This window comes from Gymnodinialimonas phycosphaerae (assembly GCF_019195455.1).
Lineage (GTDB): Bacteria > Pseudomonadota > Alphaproteobacteria > Rhodobacterales > Rhodobacteraceae > Gymnodinialimonas > Gymnodinialimonas phycosphaerae.
Window position 1 is genome coordinate 2680901 of the sequence record NZ_JAIMBW010000001.1, and the last position, 16447, is coordinate 2697347.

The 16447-nt window shown below is 61.7% G+C and carries 14 protein-coding genes and 1 other RNA gene; 5 read left to right on the forward strand and 10 right to left on the reverse strand.

Features of this window, described 5'->3' with window-relative positions; all coding sequences use genetic code 11:
* Window positions 1-242: 242 nt before the first annotated feature.
* Window positions 243-992 (reverse strand): transcriptional regulator FnrL, encoded by a 750-nt coding sequence (fnrL, locus tag KUL25_RS13285; RefSeq protein WP_257893382.1) that lies wholly within the window; start codon window positions 990-992, stop codon window positions 243-245.
* An 87-nt stretch (window positions 993-1079) separates the two neighbouring features.
* Here fnrL and KUL25_RS13290 point away from each other — a divergent pair, with 87 nt between their 5' ends.
* Window positions 1080-2423 carry a radical SAM protein gene (locus tag KUL25_RS13290; protein ID WP_257893383.1) on the forward strand — a complete coding sequence of 448 codons (1344 nt, stop codon included), beginning with the start codon at window positions 1080-1082 and terminating at the stop codon, window positions 2421-2423.
* A gap of 32 nt (window positions 2424-2455) precedes the next feature.
* Here KUL25_RS13290 and KUL25_RS13295 read toward each other — a convergent pair whose 3' ends face one another.
* From KUL25_RS13295 to KUL25_RS13315, 5 genes are all read right to left on the reverse strand, one after another.
* A complete protein-coding gene (locus tag KUL25_RS13295) occupies window positions 2456-4054 on the reverse strand; it encodes an ABC transporter ATP-binding protein (protein ID WP_257893384.1) in 1599 nt (532 codons plus the stop codon).
* Window positions 4051-5370: an ABC transporter permease gene (locus KUL25_RS13300; RefSeq protein ID WP_257893385.1), complete on the reverse strand. Its 1320-nt coding sequence runs from the start codon at window positions 5368-5370 to the stop codon at window positions 4051-4053. The genes KUL25_RS13295 and KUL25_RS13300 overlap by 4 nt, the downstream gene beginning before the upstream one ends.
* Window positions 5371-5374: 4 nt before the next feature.
* Entirely contained in the window at window positions 5375-6526 is a 1152-nt protein-coding gene (locus tag KUL25_RS13305) for a microcin C ABC transporter permease YejB (RefSeq protein ID WP_257893386.1), read from the reverse strand.
* Between the two features lie 6 nt (window positions 6527-6532).
* Window positions 6533-8449, reverse strand: a complete 1917-nt coding sequence (locus KUL25_RS13310; protein WP_257893387.1) for an extracellular solute-binding protein — start codon at window positions 8447-8449, stop codon at window positions 6533-6535.
* A 224-nt stretch (window positions 8450-8673) separates the two neighbouring features.
* Window positions 8674-9186 carry a c-type cytochrome gene (locus KUL25_RS13315; protein ID WP_257893388.1) on the reverse strand — a complete coding sequence of 171 codons (513 nt, stop codon included), beginning with the start codon at window positions 9184-9186 and terminating at the stop codon, window positions 8674-8676.
* Between the two features lie 108 nt (window positions 9187-9294).
* Here KUL25_RS13315 and KUL25_RS13320 point away from each other — a divergent pair, with 108 nt between their 5' ends.
* On the forward strand, window positions 9295-10125 hold the full coding sequence (locus tag KUL25_RS13320; RefSeq protein WP_068359725.1) for a prephenate dehydratase: 831 nt from the start codon (window positions 9295-9297) through the stop codon (window positions 10123-10125).
* Between the two features lie 143 nt (window positions 10126-10268).
* On the opposite strand, the gene KUL25_RS13325 is transcribed toward KUL25_RS13320, so the two are convergent.
* Entirely contained in the window at window positions 10269-12158 is a 1890-nt protein-coding gene (locus KUL25_RS13325; protein WP_257893389.1) for a bifunctional 2',3'-cyclic-nucleotide 2'-phosphodiesterase/3'-nucleotidase, read from the reverse strand.
* 154 nt (window positions 12159-12312) lie between these two features.
* Between KUL25_RS13325 and nudC the strand changes: the two genes are divergently transcribed.
* Window positions 12313-13296 carry an NAD(+) diphosphatase gene (nudC, locus tag KUL25_RS13330; RefSeq protein ID WP_257893390.1) on the forward strand — a complete coding sequence of 328 codons (984 nt, stop codon included), beginning with the start codon at window positions 12313-12315 and terminating at the stop codon, window positions 13294-13296.
* A 90-nt stretch (window positions 13297-13386) separates the two neighbouring features.
* Complete coding sequence (locus KUL25_RS13335; protein ID WP_257893391.1) at window positions 13387-13857, forward strand: SRPBCC family protein; 471 nt, start codon at window positions 13387-13389, stop codon at window positions 13855-13857.
* A gap of 92 nt (window positions 13858-13949) precedes the next feature.
* Here KUL25_RS13335 and KUL25_RS13340 read toward each other — a convergent pair whose 3' ends face one another.
* The 3 genes from KUL25_RS13340 to KUL25_RS13350 are packed head-to-tail and all read right to left on the reverse strand — an operon-like array spanning window position 13950 to window position 16146.
* The gene (locus tag KUL25_RS13340; RefSeq protein ID WP_257893392.1) at window positions 13950-14879 is read right to left on the reverse strand and encodes a DMT family transporter; all 930 of its coding nucleotides are present in this window, start codon (window positions 14877-14879) and stop codon (window positions 13950-13952) included.
* Between the two features lie 53 nt (window positions 14880-14932).
* Window positions 14933-15526, reverse strand: coding sequence for a Hint domain-containing protein (locus KUL25_RS13345; protein WP_257893393.1), 594 nt, complete (start codon window positions 15524-15526; stop codon window positions 14933-14935).
* Entirely contained in the window at window positions 15493-16146 is a 654-nt protein-coding gene (locus KUL25_RS13350) for a lamin tail domain-containing protein (RefSeq protein ID WP_257894863.1), read from the reverse strand. The genes KUL25_RS13345 and KUL25_RS13350 overlap by 34 nt, the downstream gene beginning before the upstream one ends.
* Before the next feature lie 186 nt (window positions 16147-16332).
* Here KUL25_RS13350 and ffs point away from each other — a divergent pair.
* Window positions 16333-16431: signal recognition particle sRNA small type (gene ffs, locus KUL25_RS13355), an RNA gene on the forward strand.
* Window positions 16432-16447 lie beyond the last annotated feature (16 nt).

The window sequence follows — 16447 nt, forward strand, 5'->3', positions numbered from 1 at the left end:
TTCGTTCGTGCCCTGGCCCTGCAATCGGGGAGTCCCAATGCGAGTCGCCAAAGCTGTTCCATCAGGGCCTTGATCGCGGATCGCGTCGCAACGCACCTTGATCTGGGTCAAGCTACGTATGAGAATACGTCGGCTGCTGCTCATCCTTGAAAACGATTAAAAAGCAACCACTTCGCCCGAAAGGCGTTGTGATTTACCGAGGAAGGTTCTTGGGAAACGCCCCAAAAAGAGGGGCAGGCACGCTAGGCCAGCATGCCGCCATCGGCGTCATCGCCGGTTTCGTTGAGAAGCGCATCGAAGTCCGGCACCACGATCCGGCGCTTGCCTTCCAGCAAGATCACACCGTCGCGTTTCAGCCCGGACATCTGCCGGCTCACCGTCTCAAGCGTTAGGCCGAGGTATTCAGACATCGCCTCTCGGGTCAGGGGCAATTCAAACTGAATGTCGATGCCGGGACCCAAGTCCGAGGCGCCAGCATTGCGGCGTGCCAAGATCGCAAGGAAACTGGCGATCTTCTCTCGGGCCGTCTTGCGGCCAAGGATCAGCATCCATTCGCGGGCCGCATCCAATTCGTCCAGCGTCATCTCCAACAAGCGCTGGCTGACGTGGGGTGTGTTCGTGATCACTTCCTGGAACGGCTTGCGCCGGAAGCAGCAAAGCGTGACATCCGTTGTCGCGGTCACGTCATAGGAAACCGATGATCGATTGGGGCGTCCGATGAAATCCGACGCCAGCAACAGACCCACCATCTGGCGGCGACCGTCTTCCATGGTCTGGGTCAAGGTCGCAACACCCGACACCAACGAGGCGACAAAATCCATCTCGTCGCCAGCCCAAACGATCACCTCGCCAGCCGAGTAGGTGCGATAGGTCTTGATCTGCTCAAGCCGCACCAACTCATCCGCGTCGCAATGGGCACAGACGGCTTTGTGACGAATAGGGCAGTCGGCACAATCAGTGCCGACCCTGAAGGATATCGGTCTGTCGTTCATGGCGTGGCTCCTGTTCGCGTGAACCACGGATGTCTCTGCTTGATCCATGTCAAAGCAGTTGGTCCGGTCGTGTGGAAATGGTACCATATGGATCAGTATTCTCAACTGCGGCGTTTCGGACTCCTCGACGCAAATCTGCCGCGGTACACTTCCTATCCGCCTGTCCCGCGGTTCACGGATGGCGTGAAATCCCGTGATGTTAGCGCTTGGGTTTCACAGATCCCGGCGAACACGGGCGTCTCGATTTACCTGCATATCCCTTTCTGCCAACGGTTATGCTGGTTTTGCTCGGCTCGGACCCAAGGTGCGCCGGGGGGCGCGCCTGTAGCCGCCTATGTCGATGCATTGCTTCAAGAAATTGATGCATTACGTGCGATTTTGCCGCAGGGTGTCCATGCCAAGCGTGTCAACTGGGGTGGCGGAACGCCGACGATTCTGTCCCCGGCGGACATCAATCGCCTGTCTACCGCACTGTTCGAGGCGCTTCCGCTGAGCGATACCTCTGACTTAAAGGTCGAGATCGACCCAACCGAGCTGGATGACGCGCGCCTCGATGCGTTGGCCGCGATGGGCCTGACCCATGCCTCTATCGGCGTGCAGGATTTTGATCCCGAAACTCAGAAGCTCATCGGGCGCGAACAGAGTTTCGAGGCCACGAAAGCGGCGGTCGAGGGGTTGCGCGCGCGCGGCCTGCGGACGCTCACCATGGGCCTTCTGTACGGTCTGCCCCGACAGACCCGCGCACGCCTGACACTGACGACCCAAATGATGCTGTCACTGACGCCAGACCGGGTGGCGGTGCAACCCTATGCCCACGTGCCGACGATTGCGCGACGACAGTCTTTGATCCCCACCGAAGATCTGCCGCCGCCCGAGACGCAGTTGCAACTGTTCGATACAGCTAGCCAGATCCTGACTTGGGACGGGTATGAGCCGATCGGCATTGACCATTTCGCGCTGCCCTCGGATCGCTTGGCGCAAGCCGCGAAAGTGAGACGCCTAAGCCGGTCGTTCGAGGGCTATACAGACGACACGGACGGCGTGCTGATCGGGCTTGGGGCCTCCGCGATTTCGCGGTTTCCCCAAGGCTACGCCCAAAACGCTCCCAGCACGACCGCCTACCTCAAGGCCGTCGCCGCCGGAGGTCTGCCAATTACGCGAGGACATCAGACGCAGGGCGAGGACGCCTTGCGCGGAAGGATGATCGAGATGGTTCTGTGCGATTTCCGGATCGACACAGCGCAGTTGTTGACCGAGGGGCTTGGCCCGCAACGTTTGATCACCGAATTGCTGGCGCAGTTGGTGCGCACCTTCACAGGCCAGGTCATCCCCACGCCAGACGGAATCGTCATCCCTCGTCACGCCAAGCCGCTGGCCCGCGTGATCGCACGGGATCTGGACGCTTATACCAAGCCCACCAAGGAAGGCTGACGATCAAGCTGGGGCGGAAGCGCGCGCCCCATTCAGGCGACGCTGACATCCCCGAAAGCGGCTTTCATCAACTCGCGGGTATAGGCTGTGCGCGGGCTGGCGAAGATGTCCTTGGAAAGGCCGGCTTCCACCACATCGCCCTGCTTCATCACGATCACCTGATGGCTGAGTGCGCGCACGACGCGCAGGTCGTGGGAAATGAACAGGTACGCCAGCTTGTGGTCCTTTTGCAGCCGCCGCAGCAGGTCCACGATCTGAACCTGAACCGTCATGTCGAGTGCTGACGTCGGCTCGTCGAGCACCACCAGTTTCGGGCGCAGGATCATCGCGCGGGCGATGGCAATGCGCTGGCGTTGCCCGCCCGAGAACTCGTGCGGGTAACGGTGCATCATCGCGGGATCGAGCCCTACTTCTTCAAGGATTTCGCCGACCCGCCGACGGCGCCCCGTCTTGTTGACGTTTTGCACCGTAAGACCCTCGGCCACGATCTGTTCGATCGTCATGCGGGGGCTGAGAGAGCCGAAAGGGTCCTGGAACACGATTTGGATGTCACGGCGCAGGGCCCGCAAGTCGGCCTTGCCCAGGTCCGGCACATGTTGGTTCAGGAAATCGATCGGACCCTCTGACCGGATCAGACGCATGATCGCCAACGCCAGCGTGGTCTTGCCCGAGCCGCTTTCGCCGACGATGCCCAGGGTCTCGCCTTGACGGACAGAGATCGTGGCCTCGTTCACCGCTTTTACATGGCCCACCGTGCGGCGCAGAAGGCCGCGGGTGATCGGAAACCAGATGCGCAACTTATGGGTCGTCAGGATCTCTTGCGCATCCTCCGGCACCGGTTCGGGCGTGCCTGACGGCTCTGCCCCCAGAAGTTTGCGGGTGTAGGGATGAGTGGGGTTGTCGAAAATCTCTTTCGTGGGCCCCTGTTCCACGATCTCACCGCCTTGCATGACGCAGACACGGTCCGCGATGCGGCGCACGATGCCAAGGTCGTGGGTGATGAACAGAAGGCTCATGCCTTCGCGGCGCTTCAAGTCGGCCAAAAGCTCCAGGATCTGCGCCTGAATGGTGACGTCAAGCGCCGTCGTCGGCTCATCCGCGATCAGCAGTTCCGGCCCATTGGCCAGCGCCATGGCGATCATCACGCGCTGACGTTGCCCGCCGGACAGCTGGTGAGGATAGGCCCCAAGACGGCTTTCAGGGTCGCGAATGCCCACCTTGTGGAGCAATTGAACGATCCGCTCACGTGCCGCCTGCCCGCTGAGGCCCTGATGCAACGAGAGACTTTCGGCGATCTGGCGTTCCAGCGTGTGGAGCGGGTTGAGCGAGGTCATGGGCTCCTGAAAAATGAAGCTGATGTCGTTGCCGCGTACGCGGCGCAACTCGGCCTCCGACGCGCCGATCATTTGGGCGCCGTTGTAAGTGATCGACCCGCTGGTCGTGGCCGAGGGCGGCAGCAGGTCCACCGACGACAGCGCCGTAACGGATTTGCCCGAGCCGCTTTCGCCCACCAGTGCCACCGTCTCGCCCTTGTCCACGTGGAAGGACACACCGCGCACGGCGTGGACGGTGCGCCCGTCCTGGGCGAAATCGACGGAGAGGTTTTGGACGTCCAGAACGCGCTTTGTCATGAAAAGGTCTTTCTGGGGTCGAACGCATCGCGGACCCCCTCGAAGATGAAGACCAGAAGCGAGAGCATGATGGCGAGCGTGAAGAACGCGGTGAAGCCTAGCCAGGGTGCTTGCAGGTTGTTCTTGGCTTGAAGGGTCATCTCGCCAAGCGAAGGCTCGGAAGACGGCAGGCCGAAGCCCAGGAAATCGAGTGCGGCGAGGCTTCCGATGGTGCCCGTCACGATAAAGGGCAGAAAGGTGAGCGTGGCGACCATCGCGTTGGGCAGGACGTGGCGGTACATGATCGTCATCGACCCGACGCCAAGGGCCCGGGCGGCACGGACGTATTCGAAATTGCGCGCGCGCAGGAACTCGGCGCGCACCACACCCACAAGGCCGGTCCACCCGAAGGCCACCATCAGCCAGACCAGAAGCCAGAAATTCATCGTGAAGATCGAGGCGACGATGATGATTACGTAAAGCATTGGAACCGCCGACCAGATCTCGATCACGCGCTGGAACAGAAGATCGACCCAGCCGCCGAAGAAGCCCTGCAAGGCCCCCGCCGCAATACCGATGACCGAAGCGACCACCGTCACGATCAGCGCAAAACTGATTGAGAGCTCAAACCCGTAGATCACCCGCGCCATGACATCGCGGGACGTGTCGTCTGTGCCCAGTAGGTTGGTGCCCGCCAACGGCTCTGGCACGAGGCCAAAGTGGTAAGACCATTCGTCGCGATCGGCATTGGGGGGGAGTTGGAACACGGGCGGAGCGTCCGGGTCCACGTCGGAGGTGTACCAGCCGTTGATGATGTTGGGCGGCGCAGGCGCGACGCCGGGGCGGTCCACGATGGACGAGAAGTCGTGGGGTACAGGCGGCCAGAGGATCGCACCCACGGATACATCGGTACCCGCGAATTGGCCCGTCGTCTCGACCTGTTCGATGACGCCGTCGGGGTCATCCCAGCAGTCTTCCAGCCCGGCCGAGATGATGAGGCATTGCACCTCGATATCGCGGTAGACGGCCTCGGTCCGGAAATCGCCGCCGAAGGTGGTCTCGGGGTAAAAGCTGAAGATCGGGAAATACCGCTCGCCCTGATAGGTGACCATCAGGGGGCGGTCGTTGGCCAGAAGGGGCGCGAACATGCTGAGACCGTAAAGCACCACAAAGATCCACAGCGACCACAGCGCCCGACGGTTGGCCTTGAAGTTGCGCCAGCGGCGCCGGTTGAGCGGGCTGATCCATCCCCCCGGCGCGTCCAACGGCCGCTGCGGCGGGGGCGGCGTATCATCGGGGATGGCTGGCGAGACGGGCTGATCCGACGGAAGGGCCATGGTGCTACCCCTCCCGCGTTTCGAAGTCGATGCGCGGGTCAATCCACACATACATCAGGTCCGAAATGATGCCGACGGTCAGGCCGATCAGGCCGAAGACATAGAGTGTGCCGAACATCACCGGGTAGTCGCGGCTGACAGCCGCCTCGAACCCGAGGCGACCCAGACCATCGAGCGAGAAGATCGTCTCGATAATCAGGCTGCCGCCAAAGAAGACGCCGACAAATACGGCAGGGAAACCCGCGATCACAATCAGCATGGCGTTGCGGAAGACGTGGCCATAAAGCACGCGGCGCTCGGCCAAGCCCTTGGCCTTGGCGGTCATCACGTATTGTTTCTTGATCTCGTCCAGGAAGGAGTTCTTCGTCAAAAGCGTCAGCGTGGCGAAGGCGGAAATTGTCGATGCCAGCACCGGCAGGGTGATGTGCCAGAAGTAATCGCCAATTTGCTGGATCAGCGTCATGTCCTCGAACCCATCCGACGTGAGCCCGCGGAGCGGGAACCACTGCAGGTACCGCCCGCCCGCAAAGATCACGAGAAGCATGATCGCAAAGAGGAAGCCGGGGATCGCGTAGGCCACGATAATCAGCGCCGAGGTGAAGCTGTCGAAGCCAGAGCCGTCGCGCACCGCCTTGCGGATGCCAAGTGGAATGGAGACGACATAGGCGATCAGCGTCGACCAGAGGCCCAGGGTGATCGAGACGGGAAGTTTTTCCTTCACCAGTTCCAAAACACCGATGGAGCGGAAGTAGCTTTCCCCGAAATCGAAGCGCAGATAGTCGCCCATCATCAGAACAAAACGCTCCACCATAGGGATTTCTTCAGAGAAGCATTCCTCGGCCTCCAGATCGGGCTCGCCGGTATAGCCTTCTTCGCAGACGATGCGGGCGAAGTTGAATTCGACCTGAAGGCTTTCGAGAAACTGCGGCGGCAGGCCGCGCGCGCCCTGGTAGCCGCTGTCGAAGTCGCTTTCACCGACGTTCTCGGACCCGCCGCCCGAGATCCCGGCGAAGACGTCGCCCTCGCCTTCCAACTGCGCGATCACTTGGTCAATCGGGCCGCCGGGCACGAATTGGATCAGGCCAAAATTGACGATCATCACCCCAAGCAACGTCGGGATGATCAGCAACAGGCGTCTGAGGATATAGGATCCCATGGTGGCTTAGAACGCACCCTGTTCGCGCAGGGCGGCTTCGGCCTCGGGGTCGATCCACCAGAAGTCGAGGAAGCCAAGCGAATAGGGCGGAAGCTGTTCGGGGTAGCGGTACATGTCGTAGTAGGCGACCCAATGGTTCGGGTTGTACCACTGGCCAACCCGGATCACCCGGTCGCGCAGCACCCGGTCCAGCGCGGTGACGGCGACGTCCAATTCCTCTCGGGTTTCCGCATTGACGACCACTTCAATCAGCTCATCGATGGCCTCATCCGCAAGGCCCGGCTGGTTGAACAGGCTTTCATCAGCACCGAGAGAGCCGAAGTATTGGCGCAGACCCGATCCGGGTTCGTAGCCCATGGGGAAGTGACCCGTGACCATGTCGAAATCGGCGTCCCGCTCGCGCTGCTGCAACTGCGCGTTGTCAACGCGATTGAGTGAGGCGTTAACACCAATGGCGCGCAGGTTCTCGACATAGGGGTTGATAATGCGGTCGAACAGCGGCGAGGAGTTCAGGAATTCCACGTCCAATGTGTTGCCCGCCGCATCGCGCAGCATGCCGTCATCGCCGGGGGTCCAGCCTGCCTCTTCCAACAGGGCCGTGGCGCGGCGCGATTGGCGGCGGTCCAGCGTTCGGTCGGGGTTCGAAGCAGGAACCGCGAAGGCTTCTTGCGTGAAGACGGTTTCAGGTAGCCGGTCGCGCAGGGGTTCCAGTAGGGCCAGTTCCGCCTCCGATGGCATGCCTTCGGCCTCCATCCAGGTGTTTTCCCAGAAGCTGTCGATCTGGGAATAGAGGCCGTAGAACAGCGTCTGATTCGTCCATTCAAAGTTGAACATATGCGCGATGGCGCTGCGCACACGGACGTCCTGGAACTGCGGACGGCGCAAGTTGATCATGAACGACTGGCCCGGCGCGATGGACCCATCGGGCAGTTCCTCGCGGATCACGGTTCCGTTGAGCAGGGCCGGAAAATCGTAGTTGTTGGCCCATGCCTGAGACGAGCTTTCCTGACGGAACGTGTAATTGCCGGCTGTGAAGCCTTCGAACGCGGCGAGGCTGTCGCCGTAAAACTCGATGCGGATGCTGTCGTAGTTGTTGCGGCCCTGGTTGATCCAGATGTCATCGCCCCAATAGTCCGGGTCGCGGGTGTAGACGACGCGCTGGCCGGGTTCGACGTCGCCCAATACGTAGGCACCGGACCCGATCAGCGGCTCCAGACGGCTGTCCTCAAAGGGAATACCGGCGGCGATGTGGCTGGCCTCCGAGAAAATCGGCAGGCCACCCGCGGCCTCAATACGGCCGCGTAGGGGCGCCTCGGGGTTGAAGTCAAACCGGACAGAGCGGTCGTCCACGATTTCCGCGCCCGCAATGGTCAACGGGATTGAGGCGCGGAACGATGGCAGGCCCTCGGTCCGCATGATCTCGTAAGAAAACAGAACGTCTTCCGCCGTCATCAGCGTGCCGTCCGAAAAGGTCACGCCGTCACGAAGGGTGAAGATCACGTAGGAGCGGTCTTCAGGATAAGAGAAGCTTTCGCACAGCAAGCAGTAGGCAGAGCCGATTTCATCGGCGGTGGCCTCCAGCATCGACTCGAAGAACACGCTCGACAAGATCGCGGGGCGGCCCACGCGGGTGTAGGGATGCATGCTGTCGAAAGAGCCGGACGACCAGGCGAAAGACATTTCGCCGCCGCGCGGCGCGTCGGGGTTCACGTAGTTCAGATGCGGGGCGTCGGGGCCATAGGCGAGTTCCCCAAAGGTGGAGATGCCATGGGTGGTGATCAATTCGTCCTGCGCCTTCGCGCCAAGGGCGGTGAGCCCAAGGATCAAGGCGGCACCTGCCAACGGAAGGGCGGCGCCAGCCCATGGGCTGCGCGTATCAACCTGCGCTTTCACGGCGACTTTCGGGGCGTCATGGTTCTGCATCTGCACCTCCCACTGGGCGTCTTGTTCATTGGACGGCTACTGCACGTCTCATTCCCAATACTATGGGTCGTGTGAGGTTAGTGACCAGCCCCCCCAAGGTTCAAGTTGAGATTTCGTGATCAAGCGGTGAAGTCCCGATTTTCCGGGCCCGCCCACCGGTCGAATAAAAACGCCACCCCAGGGGGCGGCGTTTTCTACACATTCAACGGCCATGCGACGCGCGCTTACTGCGTCGCGAGGTATGCGATCAGGTTGGCGCGATCCTCAATGTCGTCCATGCCGCCATAGCTCATGGACGTGCCGGGCGCGTATCCACGCGGGTTTGCGATAAAGCTCGAGATATTCTCGGGCGTCCAGTCGCCTTCCAGCGCCAACAGACCGTCGGAATAATCGAACCCCTCGGCCGTGTGCTTGGGGCGCCCCACGATGCCGGCAAGGTATGGACCCACACCGTTCTGGCCGACATTCAGCGCGTGGCAGGCGGAACACTGACGCCACAAACGCTCTCCGGCGCCGGCATCGGCCACGGCGTAGACCTCCTCAAACGGGATCTCGGGCTCGGGCTCTGCTGCGGGGGCATCGGCATCAGGTAGTGCCACGCGGTAACCGCTGACGTGATCTTCACCATGGGTGTCCACGTTATAGAGTCCTTCCGCGGCCCAACCGCCCAGAAGAAGTACCAGAAAGGCGGCGCACAGGGACGCACCTGCTTTTGTAATCGTCATCGTGTCGAACATGTCGGCTCCACGGGAATGTCGTTAGTTGCGGGTATCTATTGTGTTCCGTCTGCCTATGGCAAGGTGTAGGGAGCGCGACGAAACGACCTTTTTGCTTTGGATTTGCCTATGACCGCCCGTATCGCCTTTCAGGGAGAGCCCGGCGCCTATTCCCATCAGGCCTGCTTTGACGCCCGTCCCGGCCTGGAGGCCCTGCCCTGCGCCAGCTTCGAGGATGTGATTGAAGCGGTGCGATCGGGTGCCGCGCAACAGGCGATGGTGCCGGTCGAGAACTCCACCTATGGGCGCGTCGCGGACATCCACCGCCTGCTGCCCGAATCGGGACTGCACATCGTGGATGAGGCGTTTGTGCGGGTGCATATCAATCTTCTAGGCGTCCCTGGTGCCACGTTGCAGGACGTGAAAGAGGCACACAGCCACCTTGTTTTACTACCTCAATGCAGCAAATTCCTGGCCGAGAACGGCATCAAGGGAAAGGTCAGCAGCGACAACGCACGCGCCGCGCGCGATGTGGCCGGGTGGGGTGATCTGTCGAAGGCCGCGCTGGCGTCCGAGTTGGCCGGAGAGATCTACGGCCTTAACGTGCTGGCCCGCCACATCGAGGATCACGACCGCAACACCACGCGCTTCCTGGTGATGGCCCCCGAGGCCGACATGACCCGGCGCGCGGATCGGATGATGACGACTTTCGTGTTCCGCGTGCGCAACATTCCCGCCGCCCTCTACAAGGCGATGGGCGGCTTCGCGACCAACGGCGTGAACATGACCAAGCTCGAATCATACATGGTGGATGGGTCTTTCACGGCCACACAGTTCTATTCGGACATCGAAGGGCATCCTGATGATGCCAACGTGAAGCTGGCGATGGAAGAGTTGGGGTATTTCACCGACCACCTGAAGATACTCGGGACGTACCCGACGGCGACCGCGCGGGATTAACCCGAAGGGTTCGCCCTCATGGAACCAACGGGTCCGACCGGGGAGCAGGACAAGCTCGGCGTGATGACCTGTCTTGGCAAAGCTTTTGAACAAACAGGCGCGGGTCAGACAACTCAAAGGTTGCACACCTATCGTCAGGAGGGTCAGAGCCGCATCAGGAACCGCTGGAATCCGTCGTCGGTGACCGTTCCTTCCATGGGCGTCAACCCGAGCGCGTCAAGCCGACATCTGTGCTGCAAAGCGCCCGGACCCGTTTCGACCACGACCTGGGTTCCGCCCAGCGGCATCAGCGAAAACGTCCGCTCGACCACGGGATGAATGGCACTTGCGCTGTGGCTGATATATTGTGCCACCGCGTCGCGGACGGAGAATTGGGCAACGATCACCTCTTCTGCCTGCTGCGGCGCTTTCATGTGCCCGCCCCCCGCGGAACGGTAGGAGTTGGTGATTACGGCCACCTCATCATGTGGGCCCAGAGGCGTCCCATCAGCCAAGGTTAGATTACGGATGCGGCCGGGCGTGTCGCGGACCTCATCCCCCTCGGCGTTGGTGCGAGCGGGGCGAGAGACGTCAATCTGATAGCGCAACCCCGCGAGGCGGTCGAAATTGTAGGGTGCAAAATCGTGGTCGATCAGTCGTCGCGGCTGGTCCATGCCGGGATCGATCTGGCGGAAAAGCGAGGCAGAGCGCTCCAACCAATCGCGCACGCCCTGCCCGCTGATCCGCAACACGCTGAGCATATTGGGATAGAGGTACAGATCCGCCGCGTGGCGCAGGCGCAGGGGACCCGGAGGCACATCGGTGTAGCTACGCGGGCCAGAGCGACCGCCCGACTTGAAGGGGGCGACCGCCGACAAGATCGGCAGGCCTTTCAAGGCCGGGGTGTCCGCGATCAGCGGGCGCGCCGCGTCCCATTGCGCCTCGGCGATCAACTGCGTCGCAGCGCAGGGCGCGAGGACCGAGAAGTAGGTCTCCAGCGCGACGCCGCATTTACCCAAGGGGCGCGCGACGTAGCGGCGGGTGGCCGCGTGTTCACGCGCCACGTCAAGGCGCAGCTTGGGATAATCACTTAGCATCCGACGCACGGGGATCGCGCCCAAGGCGCGTCGCTGGGTCGTTGCGAAAGTGGTGGCGAAGCTTTGGCGGGTCTGCCACGGCGCCGTGGCATCGTCGCGTGTGATGACAAGATCGATACACCCCAAGTGTGACCCGAAAGCACCGGGCTGCACAATCGGCACACCTGAATATCCGGACTCGGCTCGGATCTTGTGGGTATGCCCTGCGATCACCCCATCGACACCCGGGATCTGTGATACTTGCAGTGCGACATTCTCGGCGCCGGGGGGCGCGTCCTTCGCGCCTAATCCGGAATGGGCGAGGACAAGGACGATGTCCGCCCTCTCCGCACGCAGGGTTGCCACCTCGGTGGTAAGAGACGCGACCATGTCGTCGAACACCACGCGACCGTGCAGATGCGGCTTGTTCCACAGGGCCACCTGCGGGGGCACCGCCCCGGTGATGCCAATCCGCACGGTCTGCGTGTCGCCAAGGCTATCGGTGAGCTCTCGGGTCAGCAGGCACCGGGGCTGGACAAGAGGTGTTCCGTCCATGCGATGGGTATTGGCGGAAACGATCGGAAAGGCGGCACCACCGAGCGACGTCATCAGATGCGACAGCCCGAAGTCGAAATCGTGATTGCCAAGTGTCGCGGCATCGTAGCCCAAGGCATTCATCGCCGCGATCATGGGATGCAGGCGACCGGCGGGCACGATCTCGGCCAGGGCGGCGTCCGCCAACGGCGCGCCCTGCAAGGTATCGCCATTGTCGAGCAAAAGCACATTGGGCGAAGTCACCCGCGCCGAGGCGATCATCTCACCCAATTGGGCAAGACCGACAGTCGTGTCGCGTTTATCGGTGAAATAGTCATAGGGCAGAAGATGAGCATGCAAATCGGTAGTGCCGAGCACCCGAAGGTGCACCGTCACGCCCGCCGCTGTCCCCTGCGCGGTTGCAATATGCTTTGGGAGGGTCATCTTCGCCCTTGCCTCTTGTTTGATCTAAAGATGATCTGCGGCGCGGCAAAGTCGATAAACAACACGCTTTCTGCCCCCAAATAGGTGTGGCAATGGCGTCAATGTTGCTCCATTGCCATAGCTTAGGCAGGTTACGTTTACGGGAAGGGAACCCATGCGCGTGAGTGAAGATGTGACTTTCGGGACCTCTGGCCTCGATCGGGCCGCGGCGCTGCGCGCAGACCCCGAGCGGTTGCGTGCCACCTTGAAAGCAGGCGCCCCGGTTCTGCCCGTCTGGCGTGGAAAGATCATGGTCGAGGGCACGCCTGAGGCCGGCGATATGGCCTTGGCATTTCGCACGATGGCGGACCCGGTCCTGTCGAAAGCGGACGAGATGCCAGTCCTGTTGGGCCTGCATGAGGACGGTGAAACGCCGGTCTTCGCGCTCGATATTTCAGCATGGACCCCGAAGACGGTGGATCAGGCGGCAGTGAACGCTTTCCTGGACCCCTCGGTTCAGGTCCATCCGGCCGAGCGCCTGTCGAGCGCTGGATTTCGCGAGCTGCGCGCAACGATGACACACCTCACCCGTCGCGAGGCCGAGATCTCCGCCACCGCGCGGGCGATCCTGACGTGGCACTCGACCCATCAGTTCTGTGCCAAATGTGGCGCGAAAAGCGCCATGGCCCAAGCAGGATGGCAGCGCGATTGCGCGGCATGCCACGGCAAGCATTTCCCCCGCACCGACCCGGTGGTGATCATGTTGATCACCCACGGCGACAGCGTTCTGGTGGGCCGCTCGCCCGGCTGGCCCGAGGGTATGTACTCACTACTGGCAGGCTTCGTGGAGCCCGGAGAAAGCATCGAGGCCGCAGTTCGGCGCGAGGTGTTCGAGGAATCCGGTATTCGCGTGGGACGGGTCGATTACCTTGCCAGCCAGCCGTGGCCGTTCCCGGCCTCGCTGATGTTCGGTTGCAGCGGTGAGGCACTCAGCACCGAAATCGAGATTGATCCCGATGAGATCGAGGACGCCAAATGGGTCACCCGATCGCAGATGCTGGAGGTCTTCGCGGGCAATGATCCCGCCATGCTGCCCGCCCGAAAAGGTGCCATTGCACATTTTCTGTTGCAGCATTGGCTTGCCGATACGCTTGATTGACGCGATCCGGCGGGTTTCAAGCCAGAGCGGGCTTGACGCAAAGGGTCCGGGGCGGGCAGATCAAAGGCAAGCAAGAAAAATGGAACGGGCATGAAATTCAAGGTCTCTGAAGACGTAGACGCGCCAGCGGACATCACTTGGGCGCGGTTTACCGATTTTTCGGGTATCGAGGCGGAAGTCACCGGTGGCGGTGCGGACCTGTCGCGCGTTGGCAATTGGGAGACGGCCGCCGAGGGCTGCGGTTGGCGTGGGTCGGCCAAGGTCCGGGGGCGCGTTCGGCCGGTGTCATCCGAGATCAGCGCGTTGAGTGCACCGGAACGGTGCGAGATCACGACCGTGATCGGCGGCATGGACGCGGTCTACGAGATGACCTTTCTGGCGCTGCGCGATGACATGACCCGCGTGCAGGTCGTGTTGGACCTGTCGGCCAACACGCTGTCGGCCCGCCTGGCGCTTCAAACGCTGAAGCTGGCCCGTGGTCGTGTCATGCAACGCTTGCAGGGGCTGTTGGCGCGCCAAGGAAACCTTGCCGAAGACGATTTCCGCCGCGCCCGCAGCTAGCGCGCTCAAAGCCTTGCAAGGCTTTGTTAAGGCTTTTGCAAAAGCCTTGGGGTGCACAATGGTAGCGGATAGGCGCCCCTCCGAACACGGCGCTACGGCTGAGGCGTTCCGGCCTTGCGCGCGTCACGCTTGAGACCCAACTGACGTTCGCGCCAGATGATGGCGATACCGGCGATTACGATCAGGGCAGCCCCCAGCAGCATGGAGCCCGTCGGCACTTCGGAGAACACGAAGTACCCAACACCGATCGCCAGCAACATCGATGTATATTCGAACGGCGCGATCAGGGATGCATCGGCATGGCGGTAAGAGGACGTCAACAGGATCTGCCCCACGCCACCCGACAGGCCCGCTGCGACCAACGTGATGAATTGGGTCGTCGACGGCCAAACCCAACCCCAGGGCATTGTCAGGAGCGACAGGCACGATGCCGTGACCGAAAACCAGAAGACGATGGCCGCCGTTCTTTCGATATGGACGAGTTTGCGCACGAAGACCTGTGCCAGCGCGGCACAAACCGCCCCCATAAGGACCAAAACCGCCCCCAGCGCTTCACCCACGTTCGCGGTTTCGGGGTCAACGATCAGGCGGGGTGACAGAACGATCAGCACGCCCCCCAAGCCGAGCGCAACCATCGACAGGCGGAAAAGCCTTACCTCTTCGCCCAGGAACATCGCCGCAAAAACCACCACAAGGATTGGCGCGGCGTAGCCGATAGCCGTGACTTCTGGCAGGGGCAGAAATCCCAGACCCGCGAAGCCGAGGCCCATGGCAGAGGTCCCCACCAATCCGCGCCACAGGTGCCCCATGGGGTTCTTTGTCTCCAGCCCATGGGCCAGATCGTGCCGCATCACCAGCCACGCTAAGATCACCGGAATTGCGAAGAACGAACGAAAGAACACGGCCTGCCCCGGAGGAATCGCGCCCGCCGAGGACTTGATCAGCGACGCCATGGAAACGAATACGCAAACAGAGGCGATTTTGAGCGCGATCCCGCGCAGGGGATTTTGGGGTGTGTCCATGGGCAAGGGTTACGCCTGTGCAGGGCGTCTCGGCAAGCGCTTCGGCGGCCGTTTCAATCAACCTTGTCATACGCGCGAGACAGGGCACGGCTGTTCTTGACGTGCCGATGCACCAACCGCGCGGCCCGTCTGCCACCGACAAGCGCGCGGGCGGGGGCCATCACGCCGCTCTGATCGCTCAACTGCTCGCGAGACAGGTCCAGCAGCGTGCAAATCTCTTCCAGCGCCTCGGCAGGGACGGACGTCAGCACCTGCTGCACAAGAAACAAGCTCTCGGTCCGGACGGCGTTGGAGAGAACAACTTCATGGCGCGCCAACATGACGTGGTAATAGGTGACGTCCTTGGTCGGCATGTCGAGCGTGACCCCGACAAGCGGAAGCAATGCCTTGGCCGGAATCAACACCTCATCCGTGCCGCACATCCGGCGCGCAATGTTGCCCTGCACCGACACGCGGTGGAGTTGGGAGACCCTCAGATCGCGGCTCGGTACACCGGGGCCCAGCGCGTCGGCTTGGATCAAGCCCGGGGCCAGATTGGGTGCGGCTGCAACCTCAACCGGGGTCCATGTCTTGGCGAAGATCCACGTGATAGGTTGCGGCCCGTGGTCCGCGGTCAGTACCAGATCACCGACGGAAAGCTCTTCCACCACTCGTTCGCCGTCGGGCATGGCAAGGTACGTGCCGCCCGCGAAACAGATGTTCGTGGTCCCCGGCGTGGGTGCCCCATCGACAAAGGTATCCGCTCCGTCGCGTCACGCTGAAGGGATTGCCCGTCGGTGTCGTTGCCGAAATCCTCACCCGTGCCGACCTTTGCCGCAGTGGCACTGAAACCACTGTAGCCGCCCGCCCCAAGGGTTGGGTCGTCCTGCGCATCGCCATTGAAGGTGGCCTGAATGTACTCGTCATTGGTGGGGTCATAGAGGATGACATTGTCGCCGCCGTTGTTGATCAGCGGCGATCCGCGTCCGGCATCAAAAAACAGGTCGTCCGTGCCGCCAGTAGGAAGGGATCCGCCGGATTGAACACCCGACATGACCATTGCATGGGCGCCGGGCTGCAAGATTGTGCCTGGTGGAAACGTGAACCAATTGCCAACACCAGCGTCCCGCAACTCGAGGCCGGAGATATCGATCGCGCTGCTGGAATCGTTGTAAAGCTCGACGTATTCATCCATCGCGTCGGCCGTACCATTGCCGTCCGTGTCGAAATTCATGGCGCCATTGGGATCAACGAGAATCTCATTGATAACAATGCCACCAAGCAGCATGTCGGCCAAAATGTCAGGTCCTATTGTTTACCTTTGGGTAACAATACCGGCCAATATGGCATTATTGAGGGGATAAGACCCACAGGATGACGCAACACCCCACCGCCTGACCCCGCTTCGACAAGGCGCAAATCGGTCCTGCAACTGCACCTTGCGATTTCCATGGGATGCGCCTATCTACCGGGGTGAGGGGTTGGCGCGGGCAAGCACTTCGCCAACCCGGTCAGATCCGGAAGGAAGCAGCCGTAACGATTCCCGCTTGGGTCGTTGTCCAGCCTCTCACCCATTCCCCCACCCGGCA